Origin of the sequence: Anoxybacteroides rupiense, assembly GCF_014196195.1 — a bacterium.
GTDB classification, from domain to species: Bacteria; Bacillota; Bacilli; order Bacillales; family Anoxybacillaceae; genus Anoxybacteroides; species Anoxybacteroides rupiense.
On the sequence record NZ_JACIDF010000004.1, the window covers coordinates 68,892 to 92,241 of the forward strand.

Below are 23,350 nucleotides of genomic sequence, written 5' to 3' on the forward strand. Positions count from 1 at the left end.
TTGACTCTTACAGTTTTCATACAATCCTCCTGAATCAATAGTTCTTAATAATTCGATGAATGTATTTTAATAAATAAATTTGCAGAAGTTATGTAGAAGAAGTAACAAAATAATAAAAATGACTCATTTTACTTAATCGGTTTACCTCAAGTGTCAAGAAAACGTTCAGTGTATATCAATATATGAACTAGTTGAATACGTACAAGCAGCGTTGTACGAGAAAATAATTAAAGTACAATTAGATATAACAAAAAACGTCAGTTTATTAAGTCGGCTCATCTTGTCAACAAAGTCGACAAGCTGTTTTATTATGAAGGCAGGACGAAGGAGAAATGGAGGGAAAGAACGATGCTTCTGCCACACCATGAACTTTCATTATCTTTTTCGGTCTAGTAATTTTAGGTGTATTTTCACCTTCCTTTATGATGAAGGATAAGCGGTTCTTCTTTCGCAACAAGCCCTCCGGTTATTTTGGTTCTATTTTAATTGGAATAGGATTTGCCGCAGGCTGGACTCCTTGTACCGGCCCAATTCTTGTATCAGTTATAGCGTTGGCAGCTACCAAACCAAGTGCAGCAATTTTATACATGTTCGCCTATGTATTAGGTTTTGCCGTTCCTTTTTTCATTATGTCATTTTTTATCGGCAAGCTAAATTGGATAAAAAGGTATAATTCTGTCATCGTAAAAGTCGGAGGATTTCTTATGATTGTCACGGGGATTCTGCTGTTTTTTGATTTGATGACAAAAATCGTTACCTTTTTTACAGGTTTGTTTGGTGGATTCACAGGTTTTTAGGCGTTTATCATCCGAAAATAGGAATACCCAATTATTACAGTTCTGATACAAAAATAATTTATTAGAAACACAGAACAACAACTACAGATAATAGCTCCTTTTATTCCCTAAGTAAACTTGGATACTCGAAAGTATGATTTCCTCATTTATTACTTAGATTAGCCGACTGTTAGGGGGATTTTTTTATGAAAAAATTCAAACTCTTTTATAATAGTTTTAAAGCTCCATTGCACATCTAAATCCGGCTGGACTGCCCTCACTTTTCTTACTTCTATTAATTTTTCCCATAACAAAAACACCCCTCCTGAGTTAACAGTAAGGAATATTCCTTTTACTGTATACTCAGAAGGGACAATATCATTAACCTGATATAATCAAGTGTAGAAAAAGATTTTTAGTTTTTATTTAATACTAGAGATGAAGTTGTCCATAGTTTCATAAGACATAGGACCTACATGTTTCTCTCTGATAATTCCATTTTTATCAATGATATACGAAGTGGGAATTGTTATTATACCGTATAGATTTCCAATCTTTCCTTGCTTATCAAGCAGAATGTTAAACGTCATGCCTTTATCCCTCACAAAATCCTTCACTGTATCAGGACTGCTTTCGCTATTCGTTAAATTGACTGCCAAAATCTCTACATTGTTATTTTTATTGTTTTCATAGAACTTTTGCATTTCGGGAATTTCAGCTCTACAAGGAGGACACCAAGTAGCCCAAAAATTCAATATAACCGTCTTTCCACGCAAATCAGACAACTTCACTTTATTTCCTGTAATTGAAAGTAATTCAAAATCTGGAGCAAATTGTCCTTTATTAGTCCCGATTTTGCCAGAATCTAATGAGGTAGACATAACTGTTTTAGGGGATTCTATTCTCCCTGTTTCATGTTGATTGGTAAGCATAGGGGTTATGGCAAGACTTAAAAATATACCGCCTAAAATTATATTATTTGTTGTATTTCTCCATCCCTTTTCCTCGTCCTTAGTGGCCTCTTCTCTTCCTTGCCTCTCTGACCAGTATAAAATACATAAAAAGATAATAATTAAAGAGACATATAACAATACTTCTTTTGATATTATCTCAGCGTATACAAAATTGTTTTTATATAGGGCTATTTCAAATTGAATTAAATGAAACCATATGAGAAGTTGTAACAAAGTTTTTTGGGTGTTGATTCGTGAGGCTGCTATAAAAAAACAAACAGCTACTATTGCTTGCAAAATGATGAGATGATTCTGAGGATCTTCCATTACGCGGATCCATACAAACGTACTAAAATACCCCAAATACGCAGGAACGGCCGCACGTGTGTAAGAAACCAAAGAAATATTCTGTTTTTTGATAGATAACCAAGTAGAGATCGTGATGAAAATAATCCCTATACCAATTCCAACATATCCCCCGTTAAAATAAATTATAGTCATAGGATTTTGTAAAACTGAATTAGGGTGTAAAACGACATAGCTAAATTTCCAAATTAGTACTCCATTAATAAAACTATTAAAAATTAAATCCATGATGTTTCGTTCTATTTTTAATATCCTAATACCATAATAAAACATCACATAGCTAATTAATAAGCCGCTTATTAGTAAAAGATTTTCACCTTGAACTATAATACTACCAAATTGCAATACGCATCTCTCCCCAATTTCATGTGATTTATTTATTATAAATAAAAAATATGAATTTTTTATGGAGAAACATATTAAAATTTCTTAGCTAGTTGTTCTAAAGACTGAAGCTTGTCAACTTTGTCATCAAAGTGAAAGTGTCGAATCCTCGACACTTTATTTTTTATATTATTTAGGAGTATTCGATACCTTCGTAGCATCCCAATAATATTGACTTAAAACTTCTCCCAATGCATCTGCCGTTCTATATAACTCATCCATCGTATTTTCAATGCCCCCTATTTCGATAATGACAGAATTAGGAGATAAATCTTGGTTATAAACTCCATTTCCTGAATGGCTATCCTTTTCAATAATTCCTCTTGACAATCCCGGATAAGATTTTTCTATTTCAGTGTTAATCTTTTGTGCAAAAGCTAAATTTTCCTCATAATTTTTATTTTCCTTACCTACAATAAAAAATAATCTAGCGTACGTTTTTCCGTTTATAGTTACTGTTGTTATTTTTCTTGGCTATGAATCACGATGGATATCCAAAAAGTAGCTAAGATCCCTATTAGACCTTTTCGCAGATGCAACAATTTCTCTGGAGATTTCGTAAGAGCTAGAATAATCTAAATTTCTTTTCTTTAACATGGCTACAATGTCCGTTGTATCTACTTCTACTCCTTGATGTTAGTCTAGATTATAGACACAACGAATAGAGAAATGTATAGTAAATCTATCAATCATAGGGAGTGTCTATAATGGCTAGACGTTTTGATAAAGAATTCAAAATACATGCAGTAAAATTAGTGGTCGAGCAAGGAAAGGCGGTCGCTCAAACCGCAAGACAACTCGATATTTCGCCAAAAACTCTTCATAAATGGGTCGCAGATTATAAAAAAGATGCCGAACATAGTTTTGTCGGAAGCGGAAACCTTAAACCAGAAGATCAAGAAAAGCGCGAACTACAAAAACGCATCCGTGACCTTGAAGAGGAAAACGCGATCTTAAAAAAGGCCATGAGCATCTTCGCCAAAAACCAGAAGTAATCTATGAATTCATTCATACGCATAGAAAGGAGTTTCGTGTGGCGAAGATGTGCGAAGTCCTAGGTGTTTCAAGAAGTGGATACTATGCATGGACCAAACGGCCGGAAAGCCAACAAAAGAAAAGACAAGAAGCGTTGAAAAAGCAAATCAAAAAGATTCATATCGAGTCAAGAGAAACGTATGGCAGTCCAAAAATCACAAAAATCCTTCAGAAGCAAGGGGTTGAGGTATCTCAAAAAACGGTCGCCAGAATCATGAAAGATGGGGACATTCGTTCAAAAACAAAGAAAAAATATAAGGCAACCACGAACTCAAAGCATCATTTGCCTGTGTATCCCAACTTATTGAATCAGCAGTTTGAAGCAGATGAGCCGAATCAAGTATGGGTGGCGGATATCACTTATATTTGGACGAAAGAAGGCTGGTTGTATTTAGCATCCATCATGGATTTGTTTTCTCGTAAAATTGTAGGTTGGTATCTTTCCGAGCGTATGACAAAGGAGTTAGTGATCAAAGCATTCAACCGGGCCATCCATCAGCGAAATCCTCAACCTGGTCTGATTCACCATTCGGACCAAGGGAGCCAGTATGCATCGAATGAATACCAAGCCATGTTGAGGCAATACGGAATCCAGACGAGCATGAGTCGAAAGGAAAACTGTTATGACAACGCATGTGCCGAATCGTTTCACTGCATCCTTAAAAAGGAACTCATTTTCCACGAAACCTTTACGACAAGGGAAGAAGCGAAACAACGGATTTTTGAATACATGGAGTGTTTTTATAATGCCGAGCGAATTCATTCCGCTAATGAGTACATGTCCCCGATGGAGTATGAGAAGATGCATCAGCAAGGCAAAAAGCAGCAACGCTTCTCTCCACAAGTCACGATATAAGGGGCATATCTTTCCTCTTGAGAAGGGGAAGGGTTTACCAAACCGTTCTCCTTCTCAAGAGGCCACTAAACGAAGTGCGGTAGTAGGGTTTTAAAATTTTTCTCGATTTTACGTGTCTATTTTCTTGACATAATACCACCTATCCCCCTATTTCTAAGAGCTTCTCCTAATCGTTTACCTACCATTGTGATATTAATTTTTGAGTGATGGTATGTTTTTTCGTTACCCGTACCCTTTAGATAGGGCAAAAAAGATTCACGGCTATGTGAATGATAAATAAACATTACATTCCGGTTCCCAGTGTCATTTTTCAATGGTGGTGGTTTTACCATATTTTCTGTTTGATTTATTTCTTCTTCTAATTTCTTCAGATTTTGTTCACTAATTTCTCTCTCTTTTAATAAAACCTCAATCGGAGGTGATGATTCGATTGTTAAATTTGTATAGTCTGTTCCTTCTCCTGCCACAATTATTTTCGAATCGAAACTTGAAAACCCCGGTAAAACATTCCTAAAAAATGAGCGAGGATCACTCAAGCTTAAATTAATGGTATTTTCAAACAGCAGTTTTGAAAAATTAGACTTTTTTATGTCACCTTTGATTCCCCGATTAAAATAATGATTTTTCATCTCCAATATGTACATAAATGAGACGGACTCCACTTTCCATGAAAGGTCCCTTAAATACTCAGAAACTAAAAACTTCTTAAAAAAATAGCAATAATCATATTTAAAATAAACACACTGACTATTAACGTAATTAGAAAACTGTAAAAGAATGCAGTTGTATTTTTCGGCGAAGACTGTCTTCTCATTCTTACTCTCCCTTCTAAATTCTATTATTAATATCTATGAATGAAATCTAGTAAATAGAATAAAGAACTAAGATTTTTAAAAATGATGACCCATGAAAAAATTTATTTAGGAGATAACCTTCTTTTGTCTCCATAGTTCGTTCAATATCGCTTTTACAGAAGTGTTTATAACAGGAGAAAAAACTAACGAAGGAGACATGAAATATAAGAGATTATTATGTTCAGAAAAGCTAAAAAAAACAAAAGAAGTTGTTGACAATACTCTTATCAACAACTTCCTTCATCTATATAAAATTGAAATAGGGGGAGACAATTGTAAATCACATTTCTGATGCTTGATACAATAAAAGAGGCTAGATTTTACTATAGCTTTTTGGATAGTTGTTCAAATTCGTCTAAAGTGATCTCTCCTTTGGCTAATCGCACTTTTAATATTTCCATCGGAGATAACTCTTCTTTGCGGTCATTGATAAAACGATGTAAGAGATAAAAACCAATGGCGATTAATACAACCCAGAATAACATCATCCCAATCATCATGGCCAAATCTCCAAACATCACCGTTCACTTTCCTCCTTTTCCTAATTTTAAAACCAATAAGTGATGGTGTCTAATATGCCAAGTAAGATCATCACGATTCCAGCTGCTTTCTGAACGAACCTTCCTGCTTGCTTTCCTTTTTTCATTAGAGTGCCGCTAAATCCTAAGTACCAAAGGATGAGGATGAATAAAATAACAGGCACAGAGGTTCCGATGGCAAAGATACTCGGTAATAACACTCCATAAGACGTTGAGTATACCAGAGGCATTAGAGTAACAAAAAATAGCACAAACATGGTTGGACAAAAAGCTAATGAAAAGCCGAAACCCATTAAAAAGGAGCCTATTTTTCCTTTCTTTAAAAATCTCTCAGGGATTTTGAACAAGGTTACGTTCCAATACATTTTAAAAAGCCCTAACAAGTATAAACCTACAAGAATGAGAATGGGACCGATCAGCTTTCTCAACCACGGAAAATATAATGTTAGTGTACTTTGAATCTCTTTCCCCATCAGCCAAACGATGAAACCTAAACCGGAAAAAGCAATGATTTTACCCAAAATAAATAGGAGCAACTCTTTCCACGCAATCCCTTTTTGCAAGGACTGATTACTGTACAACGTGATCGCTCCCAAGTTGCCAGTGAGTTGACATGGAGCCATCGCTCCTACAATGCCAAGAACAAAAGCTGACAAAATGGGAATAGCTGTCGTGCTATTTGCAATATTGAGAAACGGTTGGCTTAGAAGGTTGCTTATTTGGCTCAAGAACGAATACACCCTTCTTCTCACCTTCTTCTCTATCTGATGTCTATATTGTAGCAATGAATTTTGCAGAATTTATGGAGTGGTATATTTTTAAGTAAGCAAAAAGACATGCCCTCGCATGTCTTTTATTAAAAAATTTTCCCTTTCGATGCTAGTCTTGTCCAGCTTTCACCGTTATTTTTTGTCATGAAAATATCCCCGTTCATGGTGGCGATCACAATTTCCTTCTCATTTGTCGGATTAGAGGCCATATACATGATATGGTCTTTTTCATCGAGTTTAGGAACAGAAAGAACTTCCTCCTGTTTTGAATCTAACGATTGTTTTATAAGTATAGGCTTATTATTCTCTACAGCAGCAAATAAAATGGATTTTTCTTGGAAGACGAAAGTCGTCGTATTGATCTTTCGAGTAAAGCGTTCAAACGTATTTCCATTATCTTTGGAGACAAAAATTCCTTCAGGCGTACTAATTCCGACCATATTTTCGTCCGTTGGGTGGGCAGCAATCGTTCCTGCAACAGTTTGCGGCAGGCCGTTTAATTGACTTTGTAACCACGTTTTGCCATCGTCTTTACTGTAGAATAACCCTTGTCCGAGCGTTTTATTTGCTTCTTGGTTCACGACATAAATCGTATGGCTTTTATAGCCAACTGTCATATAATGAAAATCAGATTCTTTATAAAATCCTAGATTCATCAACGTTTGTCCATTATCCAAACTTTTTACAAGACCAAGAGGATTTCCTAAAGATGAACCTTCTTCTGGATGCCCCGATGAATAAAATCCATCGTCTGTGGCAGAAAAGCCCATATAATCATGTTTATACGAAGTCGTTTCATACCACTTATTATTTTGGTAAACAAGTAAACCTTCATGTGTAGCAAAGTAAATCGCATTTTGGTTGCCTGCATAACCGATTCCATGTAAATGTTCGAACTTTCCTTCTTTCTTTTCTTTAAAGAAAGGATTATTTGTAACAGATATGTTGGATTTTGCTTGTTCTCTGCTATTGATAAAGGTCTGCTCTTTTTCATTGGATGATGAACAAGCGCTTAGAAGAAGAATAGCCGATGTAATCATCATAGCTTTCGTCATTTTTTTCATTGCTGATACTCCTTTTTGTGTATTGAGTAAACATAGTAATTTTATAGCAGAAAAATTTGCAGAATTTATGGAGTTTGTTTCTTTGAATATGATATTTTGTTGCTCTTCATAAATCCCTTTCAATTTTGTTCATTTGAGCCTTTTTTCGATTGATTTTCTTCCAAGTAAAAAGGAATAAACAAACAGACAAAAATGTTAATATTACTTTCCCTTGCCATGTCCAATTCATCAATTGATAAACCGAATAGGCTTCTAAAAGTAATGCCGGTATTTTCCCTATTGAGCTAGCAATCATAAAGATAAGCAAGGAGGTTTTTCCTATCGCTGCAACAAAGGTAACTACTCCTGACGGAACAAAAGGAAGAAGCCGCAAAGACAGAACAAGAAAAAAGGCTTCTAAACCTTTTGCTTCAAGCAAACGTCTGACTTTCGGGTGAGCAAATAACTTGGATTCAGAAAGCTTCCTGAATCCTTTACGATATAAAAGAAAGGAGATAATGGCTCCGATTGCTTCCCCTGCAAAAGATAAAAAGGTGCCTTTCCAAAACCCGAACACAGCCAAATTGGCAGCCGTGAGAAAAACGCTTGGTACAAGTCCTAAAATACTAATTATAATATTTATCACAATGCTGATGAGATAAGCAGCATTTTCATAGGTGTTGAGTAGTGCAATGATTTGCTCTTTCATCCTCTTCTTGCCTTATGCCTCCCATTTATATCCTACCCCCCAAACAGTTTGCAGAAATTGATCGATCGGAAAACCAACTTGTCTAAGCTTTTCTCTAATATTTTTTACATGAGAGTCTATTGTACGCTCTTCTGTATTTGCGTTATAGCCCCATAATGACACGATGATTTGTTCTCTACTAAACACTCTGTTTGGGTGCTTCAAAAACAGACCCAATATGGCAAACTCTTTCGGCGTTAGAAAAATCGGTTTGTTTTGATAGTGGACTTTATGTTCGTCTTCATCCCACACTAAACCTTGAAACTCCATTTTCGAATGTTTTCCTACTGAACGGCGTAGTACAGCCTCGATGCGCGCCAGCAGTTCGGATTCGTCAAACGGCTTCGTAATATAGTCATCTGCTCCGATTTTCAGTCCTTGGACGATATCCGTTGTTTGATCTCGGGCCGTTACCATGATGATCGGGACGTTAGAAAATTCCCGAATTCGCTTGCACGTTTCCCAACCATCCATCTCTGGCATCATAATATCCAGCAAAACTAAATCCACTTTGTTATTTTCTAAGTACTGTATCGCAGCTAAACCGGACTCACACTTTACGCAATGATATCCTTTAGGCGAAAGATAAAGATCAAGTAAATCTAACATTCGTTTTTCATCGTCAACCAGTAAAATCGTGTACATGCTATGCTCATCCCTCCGGCAAGGTAATGATCATGTTTGTTCCTTTTCCATATTCACTTGCGGCGTAAATCGATCCTCCGTGCGCTTCCACAATTTCCTTGACGATGGCTAGTCCTAATCCTGTTCCGCCGCTGTTTCTTGATCTTGATTTATCCACTCGGTAAAACCGCTCAAAAATATGCGGCAAATCCTCTTCAGGGATCCCTCTGCCTTCGTCTGAAACGATCATCACAATGTTGTTTTTCTCCGCTCTTGCATCAATAGAGACGGTAGAGCCTTGATCTGAATATTTTAAAGCATTGTCTAACAGATTTATCATCACTTGCTCAAAACGTTTTTGGTCTATATGGACGGTAATGTTTCCATCGCAGTAATATACAAGAGACATTTTTTTAGCTTGAAACGCAGGATGCATTTTGTCATGCAATTTTTTTAAGAAAGAACATAAGTTTGTAGGTTCCTTATGGATTTGAAAGGAATGTTGATCCATCTTCGCTAATTCAAAAAGATCCTTCACCAATTTTTGCATATGTTCTGCTTCTTCGTAGATAATGGACAAATATCGATTTCTCTCTTCTTCCTCCATGTTTGGTCTCCTAGCTATATCCGCATACCCTTTTACATAAGTGAGCGGGGTGCGAAGTTCATGAGAAATACTGGCGAGAAATTCATTTCTTTCTTTTTTTAAGTATTCTAAATCCCTCGCCAATGTTTGAATGGCTTTCCCTAATTCCGTCAATTCGTCCTCCCCTTTTACTTGCAAACGAACAGAAAAATCACCTTTGCTCAATTTTTCGGTCGCTTGTTTCATGCGAATGAGAGGAATGGTAATGATTCTTGACAAGAAAGCAATCGTAATAATCATTAAAAATACGGAAAGAATTCCAACCATAAGGAAATGATGCTTTAACTTATAAATCATGTTTTGAATAGAATCCGTATTTTGAAACATATAGACATACCCTTTGATCTTGCCGTCAATCCGAATCGGGCTTACTGTCGAAATATACGACTCTCTTTGCCAATTTTTTTGTACAATCATACCATCATGGGGAATGTTTTTATTTGCTTTTTTTATTACTCTTTTAGCAAATGGTAAAATATGATCTGAAAAATACAGTATCTTCCCCTTGTCATTGGTAATAACGACGTCCGTCTCCGCCTCAGATTCCATCATCGTGACATGCTCTAACGTAGAAGGGTTATAACTTTTTTCTAACACATCGCGATGATTATTCCCCCTTGCCAACAGCTGTTCAAATTCCTCATTAATTCTAGAATGAACCAGAGTAACATATAAAGACGCAAATAAAACCGTCTCTATTCCTAATACGAATACAAAAAATAATAGTCCCAATTTAAACGAAATTTTTCTCATTTTTGGTCCCTTCCTTATTCAGCCCAATTCAATTAATTTCTATATAGTTTAGAAAAGCTGTTTTTTGATCTTTTTTTCGTTTATTCGGAGCGATTAAGTCAAACTTCTCTGAATGACATATTGGTATTAAAACTAAATCGTTGAGACTTAAAACTCTGGAATAAATATCTGTATGTATGTTCTCCTTGTTTATGGCTTTGGACGATTTATAAAGGAGAAGTAATTTTTATTTTATAAACTAAATTTGCAGAATTTATGGATTTCAATGGATTGTAACTGTCAGGAACGATTTCACTTTTATTGTGAAATTTATCACAACGAATCCGTATTCTTACTGCTATCATAGCCATAGATTCAATAGAAAGGAAAATATTTTATGCATAAAGCCATGATTACCATGTTCACCTTTTATAAATTTTCTACCTTAAAACTGAATTACTTACTTATAGTAGACAGCTTTTTTACATAACTTTCAAGACGCCTAATGCCCTCCGTGTCCTTTACCTGTCGCTAGAATAATTTCAAGTTTTTCATCAATAATTCCTTGCGTTTGATAAGAAATTGAGTTTACTCTTTCTGATAAGAATCCATGATTATGATTATATGGACCTAAAAATATAGTAACATTTTTCGGTATCATGGATATTTTTGTTAATTCAACTCTTTTTGGTATAAATTCTAGGAAATCAAAATTAAAAAATATGTCGAAAAAAGTAGAAACATGATATAATACCAAAATGTCTGGCATTTTGAACTAAGTTATATAAGAGAGAGGAGACATCATGAATTTACTTCAAAAAAAGTCAATTACTCACTTGTTAAGTCAAAAGAAAACATTGCAGAAAACATTAGGTGCCTATGATTTAATATTGCTTGGTATCGGAGCGATTGTTGGAATCGGGATTCTTGTGTTGACAGGTGTCGCAGCAGCAAATGATGCAGGTCCTTCGATTATCTTTTCGTTCATGCTGGCGGCATTGGTGTGTGGATTTGTAGCGTTTTGCTATGCAGAAGTAGCATCGGCTCTTCCTGTTTCCGGCGGTGTCTATACGTATGCGTATGTAACAATTGGGGAAGTAGTTGCGTATTTAATAGGATGGATGCAACTTTTAATTTATGTTTTGTCCGTTGCAGCAGTGGCAAATGGATGGTCTGCTTATTTTCGCTCATTGTTAGAAGGATTTCATTTGCATATCCCGAAAATGCTAAGTGCAGTGCCCCAGCAAGGCGGAATGGTGAACTTGCCGGCTGTCTGCATTATTTTACTGATGACATGGATGCTGTCAAAAGGTGTGCAAGAAAGTAAGAAAGTGAATAATACGATGGTAGCCATCAAACTATCCGTCATTTTATTATTTATAATTGTCGGAATATTCTATGTTCGACCGGAAAATTGGGATCCATTCATACCATTTGGGTGGAAAGGAGTTCTCGCAGGAACTGCTACAGTGTTCTTTGCATTTTTAGGGTTTGATGCAGTTGCAACTGCGGCAGAAGAAGTGAAAAAACCGCAGCGTGATTTGCCAATTGGCATTATCGTTTCTTTATTCGTGTGCACTCTTTTATACGTTATTGTTAGCTTAGTCTTAACAGGAATGGTTCCATATCATTTATTAAATGTTTCCGACGCGATGGCATTTGCGCTTCATGCAGTCGGACAAAATTTGGTTGCAGGGGTTATATCAGTTGGAGCAATTGCTGGCATTACAACAGTTATATTTGTTTATCTTTACGCAACAGTGCGCGTTCTGTTCTCTATGAGTCGCGATCGTTTACTGCCAAAACCGTTCTCAGTAGTCCATTCACACTCTCAAGCGCCTGTTTTTTCGACATGGATTGCAGGATTTACTGGAGCGGCAATTGCTGGATTTATTGATTTGAGGGCATTGTCCAACTTAGTCAATATTGGCGCTTTGTTAACCTTTGTGATGGTGGCCTTATCCGTTATTGTACTGCGCAAAACACATCCAAATCTGCAAAGAGGGTTTAAGGCCCCGCTTGTTCCATATCTTCCAATATTGACAATTGCGTGTTGTATCTTCTTAATGACTCGTCTTGCGCTTGAAACGTGGTTGTATTTCAGCATTTGGATGATTATAGGTTTAAGTATTTATTTTATCTATAAAATGAAGCGTCAAAAAGATTCACACCAAGAGCAAAAATATATGATGAAAAAAGCAAACTAGAAAAGCAGGATAATCATAAGTTATAAATAGGATTCTGGTACAAAAAATTTCTGCAACTGGACATACTGATACTATCTATCAATTGTAAGAGATAAACAAGCAGCCAAGCGCTTTTTCAAGAAAGCCTTGGCTGTTTCTCATATTTGTAAACCTAGTGTCATCACAGTCGATAAGCATCTGGCTTACCCTGACTTACAAATACAAAAAATATCATAATTTAAACGAAATTTTTCTCACTTTTGTCCCTTTCTTATCAGCTCATTCTCCTCCATATAATAACAAAATATGTATGAAAAACAAAGATTCCTTAAAGTCGTTTCTGAATGTATTGTTTTCTATATCAATTACCTCTATAACACCGTTTCGGATAGTACGGAATGCTTTTAACCTTTGGGCATTATCTATAAAACCAAGTTTGATAAACTGATTCCATGTCCAATCGATACTCTTGAATCATTCTTTCGAATTTCGTCCCCACAATAGTTCCACCTTCTTATTGAATAAATAAATTAAAATAATTTTTATTTTACAAGATAAATTTGCATAATTTATGGATTTCAATAAATTGTAACTGTTAGGAACCATTTCATTTTTATTGTGAAATTCGTCACAGCAAGTCAATATTTTTGTTACTATCATGTTTTTAGATTAAATTCAGTAAAAAGGAGAAATATTTCATGCGTAAAGTTATCATCACGGTAACCTTATTATCATTATTTATATTTGCTCTAACAGGTTGCGGGGTTACGTCTCAAAAAAATGATGCTACTTCAGGGGAGAGTGAACAAAATAAGCAGTCTGAAACTACTACAAAAGAACAAAGTAAAGAACACGAAGCGAAAAAATATTATTTTACTGCTAATGAAGGCGGAAGTATTTCAAAAATTGATTTAAAAACGAATAAAGTTGTCTCAACAATCAAAGTAGACGGTGCCGTTCACAATGTCCAAGTCTCTCCTGACGGAAAAATTCTCGGTGCTACTTTAGTTCCGGAAATGCAACACGGAAATAATCACTCCATGGAGATGAAAGGAATGGCGGTATTTATAATACAGAAACAGACGAATTAATTAAGAAAGTGAAAGTCGAGAATCATCCAGTTCATATCGTTTTCACTGAAAATGGAAAGTACGCTCTCGTAGCCAATAATGAAGATAATAACGTTTCTGTGATTGATATGGCGAGTTACTCGGTAACCCAAACAATTCCAACTAGAAAAGGACCTCATGGGTTCCGTATCTCAAAGGATAGTAAATACGCGTATATCGCCAACATGGGAGAAGACAGTGTAAGCGTTCTTAATTTAGAAACAATGAAAGAAGAAAAGAAAATGAAAGTAGGATCTACTCCTGTTACAACAGGCATTACTTCAGACGGTAAAACGTTAGTCGTAACGTTAAATGCAGAGAATTCGCTTACCATTGTTGACTTAGCAAGCGGCAAAGTGAACAAAGTTCCTGTCGGTCAAGGACCGGCTCAAGTGTACATGGATTCCGACGATACGTTTGCCTATGTAGCCAATCAAGAGACAAAAGATGCACTATCTCATTCCGTAAGCAAAATAAACATAAAAGCAAAAAAAGTAGTTGCCGCGATTGAAACAGGCAAAGGGGCACACGGAGTAGTCACAAGTCCGGATCATAAATATGTTTTCGTCACCAATATGTGTTTAAAAACACGGTTAGTGTCATTGCCAAAGAACAAAACAAAGTAATAAAAACGGTTCAAGTAGGTGAAATCAGCGTCATGCCATAAATAGAAAAAAAACAGCAGGTTGAGTTTTCAAGCCTGCTGTCTTCTCTATTTACTGAATATGAAAAAAGGATTTTCTTCCGATTTTCGTTTTTATTGTGGCATCATCCCATTAAATCACCAGTTTTTAGTCTTTTTTATTTTCCCTTTTTATCGGACTTAGCACAGCAATATAAACATTGCCATCCTGAATGTAAGAGTCAAATATATCTAACGGTCTTGGTGGCGGTCCCCCTACATTGATACCATATTCATCATATTGCCCTCCGTGGCATGAGCAAGAAAAGCGGATACCCTTTTTTTGCATTTCTAATTCAGCATCTCCTATTATACAGCCTAGATGGGTACAAACTGGGGACATAATTAACAAAGAGTTATCTTCTTTATTTTTATTGATATACACAAATCCCTCGATTTCCTGCTCAGTCCATGCATCTTTTATTTTTACTTTATATGGCACCTTTTTCGGAAATTCTCCCTTTTCTAACTCGCTTAAAGGCCCCAGATTGGCCATGGATCTTGTATCGATATTTTTCTTATCGTTACTACAAGCAGCTAGCCCTATGGGCAATACCGAAACAGCAAATAATCCAGCTGCTCCTTTTAACGATCTGCTAAGAAAATCTCTCCTATTCAACATAAAGCTTCCCTCCTTATCATCTTTAAGAATAGAGATATTTCCACCTTTTCTTAATCTGCGTCAAACTTCCAGTCCATCAATCCCAAGCATTGCTTTAGATTTCAAAATAAATTCTTTTTCCGGCAACCTACAATATGATATGATTACTTATATGTCCTTCTTGTTTCATCGTTTATTGGTTCATTCTGTCATGATTCATCATATGTTCCATCATTTTATCTCCATTACTTTGACACTGTTCATACATTTTTCATAATAATTGTTTCTCTGAGAAATATGGATGCATTTGTTTCATCATTGGTAACATTTGTTCCCAATCATTATTATCATTTTTATTTGCCGCAAAAACAGCTGTAGCTTACACAAAAGCTGAAACAAGTACAAACAAACCTGAAATAAGTTTTTTCATTTTCTACACCTTCATCCTTTTACGGTTTTAGAATAAAGGAAAAGTATGGAGAAAGTATGGAGAAAGTGTGGGTAAAAATTCGCAAAATTTTGTCGTAGATTTATTATATGGAAATTTGATGTTTTCAAAAATCGATTAGAATTCTAATGGCTCTGTCATCATAATCATACTTTGTTGCTTACATGTTTCTTAAACAACGTGAATCATTGCAAATTAGCTTGTAAAAGTTGTATGTGATGATATGCGAATAATTCAAAAACCTTTGATGTTGGTTGAATGCCATATGTTTGCATCGTCATATTAATACCACGAGTTTCAAAAATAAAAAAACAGCTTGCTCGGCTTGCAAGCTGTTTTGCGTATATAGATTTACGTGCTTCTAATGTCCTACATGTCCTTCTCCGGTTGCGGGAACAATTTCGAGCTTTTCATCGATGATTCCTTGTGTTTGATAAGAGATGGAACGGAATGTACCAGATAAAAATGCGTGGTTATACGGTCCTACTGTTGGATCATCCGTAAAAGTTGGTTTTAAACGAGCTAAAAATTCATATACGTCCTTTGTTAGTGCTCCATTCTCTAGCCATATTAAAGGTGCGTGTTTTCCTAGATGAGAAAATGGCGCAGCCGCAATCGCTAGTTCAGGGGTTTTCGTTGAAATAAATGATACACCATGCCCCGGATTATTTAGTCCCCATCCAAATTTTGTTTTTTCATCTTTGTAGGTAGCAAAAGAAACGGATTGTTGCACCGGTGTATCGCCCGCTATTCGGACAACGGTGCCAAATGATTTTAATTCGTTTTCCACTTTTTTAGAGATTACTGATTCGGGACCTAAAAGATATATATTTGCTTTTCCTTTTCTTTGCTGTAACGCCTCTTTGGTTGGTTGTGGAATGTCATTTGCCGTAACATACAGTAACGGTTCTTCCATGTGGGCAATCCAATTGGCAGCTGTAAGAGTGTACAATTTCGCCTTATCTTCCAAAGAACCAATAATCACACTTTGCGGAGTCTTACCAGCAATGTCGCTGTAAAATTGGTCAATTTCTTTCGCAAACGCAGCTGGATCTATTTCACTAATTTGTTTCATCTTAAAATTCTTTAATTTATCTAGTTCGCTTTTCTTGAGATTTCCCATCACCATGATTTGCGTACCGTTAGCTGTACCTAAAGGTTGAAGACGATTTATTTCCTTTAAAACGGCATCCGGTATTTTTTGATCTTTTGTAAATAAAACAGGACCGTTGTTCGGATGATGAATTAAGTCTACACTTGCCAATGCCATTTGCCAGTTTTCAACAGGCACTAAAATAATTCCGCCGGGCTGGTTTTCTTTATGAGTGGCAGGCCAAACCATTTGTGAAACCATGACGGATAATTTGATGGGATCATCTGTGTTTATACGGGTAACGTTTTTCGTCGCTGTTATCATGATGTTTTGGTTCGCTAAACGGTTGAAAGAACTTGGTGGCTTCGCGAACTCCATTTCATTTGTTTTGTTATCTTTGTCTTTATCATTGGAGGACATATCCATATCTTCATGATTCATATTTGCATGATCCATTTCTTTCGAATCATGATCCATCTGATTATGGTCATTGTTTTGATTGTTACATCCGGTAATGATAAAGACAGGTAGCACGGCTACTAGGACTCCCCTAAGTAATTTACCGATCATGTGTAATCCTCCCTGAAAGAATCTTTTCTTTTTATATTTATCCCCATTCGTTATTACTTTTAAGCTTTTCCCAAATTCCATAATAAAAGGCTTTTTATCAAAAGATTTAAACAATGTTATTTTCGGTTTATTTTTAGCAGCTATTTATCTGCATTCATCGATACAGGATATCAACCTTTTTTCAATGTCCCCCGCTAAGTTTTTCAGTTCTTCATGATTCATCATGCTGATCAACGTGGTTGGTTTTGGCATACCTATTTTTGTTGTTTCATTCTCTTTATACACTACGATTTTGCATGACAGAAAATAACCTGCTAATAAGTTTTCAGAAAGCACACGCGCTGCTTCTTGCGGATTACATATTTCCAAAATCACAAATGGTATTTGAGAAAGTTAAACCCTTTTTCCTGCAGCTTTTCCGTTACATTAAATTCATTCCCACAAAACTCCGAACCCTTCTCTTTTTAAACTTTCTTCCAACATATTTATTGTTTCATTCATTTCCTTTTGTGCTTCAATCGTATAATGAAACACCTTCATTCAACCACCCTTCTCCAACATATTGCATGTTATTTCACTTAGTTGTATGTAAAACTAAACAATAATATAAATAAAAAAGCCGAGCATTGTCTCGGCATCCACTTCACTTTGTTAAGAAACTTCAACGAATCCAACCATACCAGATTCTTTATGTCTAGGAACCGTACAATAAAATCGAAAAACACCGCTTTCGACCGGTATGAACCTGATTTCGGCTGTTTTTCCCGGCAAAGAATGAATATGGACTGTTTGATTTTTTGAATGATTCCCATGATGACTTTGTTGTAAAAGAGATACTTTCATATTTTCGAATTCGATATCATGTTCAACTTCACCGCTATTTTTGAGAATTAAGGTTACTGGTTGCCCTACGGTAAGTTTGAAATCTTTAGGGAAGTAAGCAAATTCGGTTGCTTCAATGACTACTTTTTTCGTCTTTGTACTGAAATTCAACGGAGAGCCAGACAGCTTATTATTAGTCATAGAGTGGCTCATATGGGAATTTTTTATGGACACGTTATGACCTTGATCGAGCGTATTATTTAAATGATTATATGTGTAGAAAAACAGCAGAAAGACGATTGATAATAACAATGGATTATGGAATATTTTGTTGATGAAAGATAAACGGTTAAAACCGGTTTCTTGTTGAAGCATGTACAAAACAATACCAATCATCCCAACAAATATGACGAGCATTACACGAATCATTGAATTTTGGTGTTGCGGCGAAATCATTTCTCCTAACATCGCTCCCATCATTCCGCCCATTATTCCTGACAAAACGCCATCTATGATGGCCATGACACTAATCGGCAGCCCGGTCAAAAAACCGGCTAAAAACCCAAAACCCATTCCTAAAACGGTTGAGAAAAAGAGGTTACCGCTATACAAAATCCCGGCCAGCAAGCCATCTGTTAGCCCGACCAACATTCCTAAAGCCATCGCCACCATCATTCCGACCATACATGTGATTTTCTTTCTTTTTATGAATACGAAAACAATAACAATCAAAGATAAAATCGTTACAATGATTCCGGTTAATAAAATCGACAATGAACGATCCCTCCCTGTAAGTTTTTATTTGTACACATATATGTGGGCAAGCGGTTAGTTAGTCCTTTTTAAATTTATTAAATTAATTCATATGGATAAACGTAATGTCTGGAACAATAGCAGGACTTATAATCCTTTATGTAATGAGGTTATTTTTCAAAATTTTCTTAATTATATTTCCGTCAATCTTGGAAATTTATCAAAAATAAACAAGGAGTGCCAACGAATAATTATCAAGACCTAAATTATAAAAAGCCTTAAAAAATAAAGGAGAACACATATTACACATGACTAATATGTGTTCTCCCTTTTTCTTTTTAATTAAACTCAAACACCCGTTAGCTCAATAAGATTATCGTTACATGGAAGTTATGGCTAACATAAGAAACATCAGACCAGCCAAAGAAACACTTAAAAGAATGCTTAAAACAGACGTAATTAAGTTATTTTTAAAATCCCTTATCCCAAAAATAAGACCACTTAAAACTGCCCCCCACCATAAAAGATGAGCGATTACTTTCGGAAAACTTGCTAATACTTCTGTAAAAAATAATGTAAATAAAAGTAATTGAAAAACAAGAGAGATGAGTATACCCCAACTTGGTTTATTGAGAATGTTCTTGTTTTTAATGCTCAAAGTAATACCAACAGTACAAGCAATAAAAACAAGTATCATTACAAATGTCATAATTAAACCCATCATAAGTCCTCTCCAATACTTTTTATATTTATTTTACATTAAAATTACCAACTACCTCCTTTAAAAACCAAAATTTGATATAATGTAGTCCATGTATCTAACAACCTATAAAAATCCCTTTCAGACTTTGTTTCGAAGGAATTTCTTATTCACATAACTTATAGATTATAAAAGATGAAATAGAAGTACGGCAACAATTTATTCTATTTCGGACCACTACGGTAGAATGCCTTGCGTACCAAGCAATTCGGTAAATAAAAGACAGCAGTTTAAGCGTAATTACTGTACCGAAGATTATTTCGGTTAAAATAAATCATCTTATGACCCCATATTTTATGAATCGTTGCTGTACCCCATCTTCATCGTTTCATCTATTGTTTAATAATCAATATCTTCATCATGATTAAATGCAATTCCCGCAGAAAAGAACGCAGAAAAGAATGTAATTTTCCTACTTTGTAATTTATCTCGAGACACCTCATAAATTTAACCTTAAATGTCTAAACATGCAACCAACATCCAACATTCGATCGTATGAAGATCCATGACCTGGAAGAGGCTCAAACACAGTAACATTATGTATGTCGTTATCATGAAAGCTTGTTATTCCATTCCTGTTATTAAGCTTGACTACATCAATACTATAAACATGATGATTCGAACCATATAAATCAATCTGTGTAATTTCACAGTCTATTGCTTCGAAATATAGGTATAGAGACTTAGCATATGTATTCTGTAAATGTTGTGAAGTGTTAGCAACACTCATTTTTGTTTCTTTTGCCAATCTTTCCACTGATTTTGGGCCCTGTGCTAGTAAGTCTAACAACTCGATTCTTTTTGGACTGGATAATGTCTTTCCAATACGCGCAAACTGTTCATAAACGAAATCTTTAAACTCTCTCGGATTCAATTTTTCATCCCCATCTAAAAACAAATTTAACTATTCAATTGATTAATTGAATTCTATCGCAAAAAATTTTTTGTAAATAAATTGTTAAAAGATTTGCCTTATTTTATATTCAAATTCCTAGTCTTCGCCATAAAAAATCCCTCCCAGATAGACTCCTAAGAACATCATATCAACTGTTCTCTTTTTTACTGTCTATCTGTAGGGGATAATCCATTCCATGGAAGCACTCTGCTTATATTTGCAGAGTGCTTTTTAATTAAAACAAGACTATGGATGTGCTAAAAGTACGTTTTGTTTGTTAATTAGTTAATAATTATACCTTTTAAGTAGTAAGGTGTTAATAAGTGAAATACATGATCTATTAGGTATCAACCTATCAGAGAAAGGTGTAGATACGATCAGCTTTAGTATCGAAGTCTTTAGAATTGCAAAATCTGATTTCCCTATGAAACGTATATCACTCTATACATTTGATAGACTGCGTCCCGGATTATTTCAAACTGCGTTTCAAGAAGGCTTTCGTTCGTTCAAACTTTGGGTTAGTAAACAACTCAGTCGGATGACCGGATTCGATGATTTCCCCGTTGTCCATGAAAATGACTCGGTTTGCAACCTCCTTGGCGAACCCCATCTCATGTGTCACCACAATCATAGTCATGTGCTCTTCAGCCAGCTGCTTCATTACTTGCAGTACTTCGCCGGTCAACTCCGGGTCCAAAGCGGAAGTAGGCTCATCAAACAGCAGGATTTCAGGGTTCATCATAAGCGCCCGAGCAATGGCTACTCTTTGTTTTTGACCGCCCGAAAGTTTTCCTGGGTAAGCTGTAGCCCAATCAGAGAGTCCTATTTTTTCTAGGAGCTCTTTGCTTCGTCGTTCGATTTCTGCATTTAACTCCTTCTTTACTAACCTAGGCGCGAGCTCCAGATTTTCTTTAACCGTGAGGTGAGGGAAGAGATTAAAATGCTGGAAAACCATTCCCATCTTAGAGGTGATCCGCTTGATCTCCTGCGGTTTTGAGTAGATTCCGTCCCTCACCAAATATTCCCCGGATATACAGATGCTTCCTCCGTCTATTTCTTCAAGATGGATCAGACTGCGGAGCATTGTACTTTTCCCAGAGCCAGAGGGTCCGATCACAGCAACTACATCGTTTTTATTTACATCAAATGTAATTTGTTTTAATACATCCAATTTGCCATATGATTTTTTGAGGTTGGATACTTCAATAAGAGCCACATTCACTACTCCTTCTTAGTCAAATTTGAACCGTTGTTCTAGCCACTTAAAGAGAACAGTTAATAAGAGCGTTAGGATCAGATAAATGATACCTGCGATGAAGAAAGGCACGATTGTAAAATCACGGTTCACAACAGTCTGTGCATAGTGTAATAATTCCGGTACAGCAACAGCATAGAGCAGTGCGGTATCCTTAACCAGTGTAACTGATTCGTTAGCAACGGCAGGAAGTGCGATGCGGAACATTTGTGGAAGTATGATTCGCGTCATCGTCTGCCATTTATTCAAACCAAGGACTTGGGCGGCCTCATATTGACCTTTATCAATAGCCATCAGACCGCCGCGGAAGATCTCGGCAAAATATGCAGCATAGTTCAAAGTAAATCCCAAACATGCTGCGACAAAGCGGTCTAGTACCAAATAATCTCCGATCACAGGGAGCATAGGTAGTCCAAAACATATAAATAGCAGCTGTAGCAGCAATGGGGTACCGCGCATCACATATATATAGATCTGCGCAAACCAGGATACAGGCTTGAAGCTGCTTCTTACAGCAAGTGTTAGTACGAAGCCCAGCGGAATTGACAACACAATGGCGATCAAAAACAAGAGGACTGTCATCTGCGCCCCTTCTAGCATTGGCTTAAGTATTGAAATGAAATAATTTATGGACATGAAAGAATTCCTCCAAAAACAAAACAGGGTTTCTCACGGAAATCCTGTTTTGTTAATATTATTTCGGTCTATTTTACTTTAATACCTTATCTTCGCCAAACCACTTTTTAGAGATTTCGGCGGCGGTACCGTCCTCATTCAGCTCATCGAGAGCTTTTTGAAGTTTCTTGAGTAGTTCCTCATTACCTTTTCTAACGCCTATTCCATATTCTTCTTGTGCAAGGGATTCATCGAGTAGTTTATAGGTATTTTTCTCTTTAGACATGTAATATTTAATTAAAACTTCATCAATAACTACTGCATCAACACGGCCCAGCTTTAGATCCTTCAATGCCAGAACATTGTCGGCATACTCCGTAACCGTCTTGATCTTGGATTTAATCGGATTTTTATTCAACGCATCGGCTGCAGAAGATAGAGATTGAAGGCCAACCACTTTGCCTTCTAAATCATCAAGTTTGTTAATGTTTGAATTAGCCAGGGTGACAACAACCTGTGCATTTTTCATATAAGGCTTTGTGAAAAGAACCTTCTTTTTACGCTCCTCAGTGATGGTGTACCCGTTCCAAATAAGATCAATCCGTCCACTGCTTAACTCAGATTCTTTTGTTTTCCAGTCGATAGGTTGAAATTTAACCTTTACTCCCATTTTTTCGGCAGCTGCCTTGGCGTAGTCAATGTCAAACCCTACGATTTCATTATTCTCATCCCGGAATCCCATGGGTGCAAATTTATCGTCTATGCCAATCACCAGCGTGTTGTCTTTTTCTTTTTCCTCCGATTTGGAACATCCTATAAGGAGCGAGAATACCGCTGCCATGGTCAGAATAATAGTTGCTATACGTTTCATACTTTGTAGATAACCTCCTTTAACTAATTATCATTTTGCTTTAGTCGTTAAAATATTAATATTTTTAATAATCTTTGGTTAATCTCTTGCATGTCCAATAAGTTTGAATGCCCTCGCTGCCAGTCACCACTAAACCAACAGCAAATGCATCTGCAACAAGAGTTAGGACAACATTTACATGAAATAAGCTCAATACAAGAATGACTAAAATTCTATGATGACTGCCTCTATGAAGATATCCCTCCCGTATACGCTTTAATTCGATAATATATTAGAGTAATAAATTATCGTAAGATGAAAATAACACAACATAAAAATGAATGTCAACGGAATTTTTTAGCACATTATCATACTAAAGCATTTG

General features: G+C 36.1%; 19 protein-coding genes and 7 pseudogenes. 5 read left to right on the forward strand and 21 right to left on the reverse strand.

Annotation, left to right across the window (positions count from 1 at the left end):
- Nucleotides 1–371: 371 nt before the first annotated feature.
- Nucleotides 372–797: pseudogene (locus tag GGQ95_RS08125) on the forward strand (urease accessory protein UreH domain-containing protein); the annotation flags it as partial.
- A gap of 158 nt (nucleotides 798–955) precedes the next feature.
- Here GGQ95_RS08125 and GGQ95_RS18600 read toward each other — a convergent pair.
- From GGQ95_RS18600 to GGQ95_RS18825, 4 genes and pseudogenes are all read right to left on the reverse strand, one after another.
- Nucleotides 956–1,090 carry a hypothetical protein gene (locus tag GGQ95_RS18600; protein WP_255212297.1) on the reverse strand — a complete coding sequence of 45 codons (135 nt, stop codon included), beginning with the start codon at nucleotides 1,088–1,090 and terminating at the stop codon, nucleotides 956–958.
- A gap of 108 nt (nucleotides 1,091–1,198) precedes the next feature.
- Nucleotides 1,199–2,440 carry a peroxiredoxin family protein gene (locus GGQ95_RS08130; RefSeq protein WP_081804214.1) on the reverse strand — a complete coding sequence of 414 codons (1,242 nt, stop codon included), beginning with the start codon at nucleotides 2,438–2,440 and terminating at the stop codon, nucleotides 1,199–1,201.
- A 168-nt stretch (nucleotides 2,441–2,608) separates the two neighbouring features.
- Complete coding sequence (gene spoIIP / locus GGQ95_RS18820; protein WP_081804213.1) at nucleotides 2,609–2,944, reverse strand: stage II sporulation protein P; 336 nt, start codon at nucleotides 2,942–2,944, stop codon at nucleotides 2,609–2,611.
- A gap of 9 nt (nucleotides 2,945–2,953) precedes the next feature.
- Nucleotides 2,954–3,097: pseudogene (locus GGQ95_RS18825) on the reverse strand (stage II sporulation protein P); the annotation flags it as partial.
- 89 nt (nucleotides 3,098–3,186) lie between these two features.
- Here GGQ95_RS18825 and GGQ95_RS08145 point away from each other — a divergent pair.
- Nucleotides 3,187–4,370, forward strand: a protein-coding gene (locus GGQ95_RS08145; RefSeq protein WP_197478853.1) for an IS3 family transposase whose coding sequence is annotated in 2 segments (ribosomal slippage) — nucleotides 3,187–3,442 and nucleotides 3,442–4,370 — 1,185 coding nt in all. Because the reading frame shifts where the segments join, the coding sequence is not laid out codon by codon here.
- 116 nt (nucleotides 4,371–4,486) lie between these two features.
- On the opposite strand, the gene GGQ95_RS08150 is transcribed toward GGQ95_RS08145, so the two are convergent.
- The 8 genes and pseudogenes from GGQ95_RS08150 to GGQ95_RS18295 all read right to left on the reverse strand — a co-directional run.
- On the reverse strand, nucleotides 4,487–5,014 hold the full coding sequence (locus tag GGQ95_RS08150; protein ID WP_052510060.1) for a stage II sporulation protein P: 528 nt from the start codon (nucleotides 5,012–5,014) through the stop codon (nucleotides 4,487–4,489).
- A 533-nt stretch (nucleotides 5,015–5,547) separates the two neighbouring features.
- The gene (locus GGQ95_RS08155) at nucleotides 5,548–5,742 is read right to left on the reverse strand and encodes an SHOCT domain-containing protein (RefSeq protein ID WP_141103885.1); all 195 of its coding nucleotides are present in this window, start codon (nucleotides 5,740–5,742) and stop codon (nucleotides 5,548–5,550) included.
- A gap of 29 nt (nucleotides 5,743–5,771) precedes the next feature.
- The gene (locus GGQ95_RS08160; RefSeq protein ID WP_042411700.1) at nucleotides 5,772–6,503 is read right to left on the reverse strand and encodes an urease accessory protein UreH domain-containing protein; all 732 of its coding nucleotides are present in this window, start codon (nucleotides 6,501–6,503) and stop codon (nucleotides 5,772–5,774) included.
- Between the two features lie 116 nt (nucleotides 6,504–6,619).
- Entirely contained in the window at nucleotides 6,620–7,597 is a 978-nt protein-coding gene (locus GGQ95_RS08165) for a F510_1955 family glycosylhydrolase (protein ID WP_042411697.1), read from the reverse strand.
- 106 nt (nucleotides 7,598–7,703) lie between these two features.
- On the reverse strand, nucleotides 7,704–8,285 hold the full coding sequence (locus GGQ95_RS08170; RefSeq protein ID WP_183186594.1) for a TVP38/TMEM64 family protein: 582 nt from the start codon (nucleotides 8,283–8,285) through the stop codon (nucleotides 7,704–7,706).
- A gap of 12 nt (nucleotides 8,286–8,297) precedes the next feature.
- Entirely contained in the window at nucleotides 8,298–8,969 is a 672-nt protein-coding gene (locus tag GGQ95_RS08175; RefSeq protein ID WP_042411692.1) for a response regulator transcription factor, read from the reverse strand.
- Nucleotides 8,970–8,976: 7 nt separating this feature from the next.
- Entirely contained in the window at nucleotides 8,977–10,347 is a 1,371-nt protein-coding gene (locus GGQ95_RS08180; protein WP_183186595.1) for a sensor histidine kinase, read from the reverse strand.
- 481 nt (nucleotides 10,348–10,828) lie between these two features.
- Nucleotides 10,829–10,960, reverse strand: a pseudogene (locus tag GGQ95_RS18295) (ArsR family transcriptional regulator); the annotation flags it as partial.
- A gap of 166 nt (nucleotides 10,961–11,126) precedes the next feature.
- On the opposite strand from GGQ95_RS18295, the gene GGQ95_RS08185 reads away from it, so the two are divergent.
- From GGQ95_RS08185 to GGQ95_RS18830, 3 genes and pseudogenes are all read left to right on the forward strand, one after another.
- Nucleotides 11,127–12,533, forward strand: a complete 1,407-nt coding sequence (locus GGQ95_RS08185) for an amino acid permease (RefSeq protein WP_231883488.1) — start codon at nucleotides 11,127–11,129, stop codon at nucleotides 12,531–12,533.
- Nucleotides 12,534–12,602: 69 nt separating this feature from the next.
- A pseudogene (locus GGQ95_RS18140) lies at nucleotides 12,603–12,722 on the forward strand (DDE-type integrase/transposase/recombinase); the annotation flags it as partial.
- Between the two features lie 488 nt (nucleotides 12,723–13,210).
- A pseudogene (locus GGQ95_RS18830) lies at nucleotides 13,211–14,288 on the forward strand (YncE family protein).
- A 124-nt stretch (nucleotides 14,289–14,412) separates the two neighbouring features.
- Here GGQ95_RS18830 and GGQ95_RS08195 read toward each other — a convergent pair.
- From GGQ95_RS08195 to GGQ95_RS08235, 9 genes and pseudogenes are all read right to left on the reverse strand, one after another.
- On the reverse strand, nucleotides 14,413–14,925 hold the full coding sequence (locus GGQ95_RS08195; protein WP_042412420.1) for a QcrA and Rieske domain-containing protein: 513 nt from the start codon (nucleotides 14,923–14,925) through the stop codon (nucleotides 14,413–14,415).
- A gap of 788 nt (nucleotides 14,926–15,713) precedes the next feature.
- Nucleotides 15,714–17,012 carry a cell wall-binding repeat-containing protein gene (locus GGQ95_RS08200; RefSeq protein WP_369818787.1) on the reverse strand — a complete coding sequence of 433 codons (1,299 nt, stop codon included), beginning with the start codon at nucleotides 17,010–17,012 and terminating at the stop codon, nucleotides 15,714–15,716.
- 147 nt (nucleotides 17,013–17,159) lie between these two features.
- A pseudogene (locus GGQ95_RS08205) lies at nucleotides 17,160–17,549 on the reverse strand (DUF302 domain-containing protein).
- Nucleotides 17,550–17,666: 117 nt separating this feature from the next.
- Nucleotides 17,667–18,611, reverse strand: a complete 945-nt coding sequence (locus GGQ95_RS08210; protein ID WP_042412237.1) for a plastocyanin/azurin family copper-binding protein — start codon at nucleotides 18,609–18,611, stop codon at nucleotides 17,667–17,669.
- A gap of 358 nt (nucleotides 18,612–18,969) precedes the next feature.
- Nucleotides 18,970–19,311, reverse strand: a complete 342-nt coding sequence (locus GGQ95_RS08215) for a hypothetical protein (RefSeq protein WP_043968591.1) — start codon at nucleotides 19,309–19,311, stop codon at nucleotides 18,970–18,972.
- Between the two features lie 727 nt (nucleotides 19,312–20,038).
- Nucleotides 20,039–20,224, reverse strand: a pseudogene (locus GGQ95_RS18310) (ArsR/SmtB family transcription factor); the annotation flags it as partial.
- A gap of 490 nt (nucleotides 20,225–20,714) precedes the next feature.
- Nucleotides 20,715–21,461, reverse strand: a complete 747-nt coding sequence (locus GGQ95_RS08225; RefSeq protein ID WP_042412228.1) for an amino acid ABC transporter ATP-binding protein — start codon at nucleotides 21,459–21,461, stop codon at nucleotides 20,715–20,717.
- A gap of 15 nt (nucleotides 21,462–21,476) precedes the next feature.
- Nucleotides 21,477–22,136 (reverse strand): amino acid ABC transporter permease, encoded by a 660-nt coding sequence (locus GGQ95_RS08230; RefSeq protein WP_042412226.1) that lies wholly within the window; start codon nucleotides 22,134–22,136, stop codon nucleotides 21,477–21,479.
- Between the two features lie 73 nt (nucleotides 22,137–22,209).
- On the reverse strand, nucleotides 22,210–22,986 hold the full coding sequence (locus GGQ95_RS08235; RefSeq protein ID WP_042412223.1) for an amino acid ABC transporter substrate-binding protein: 777 nt from the start codon (nucleotides 22,984–22,986) through the stop codon (nucleotides 22,210–22,212).
- Nucleotides 22,987–23,350 lie beyond the last annotated feature (364 nt).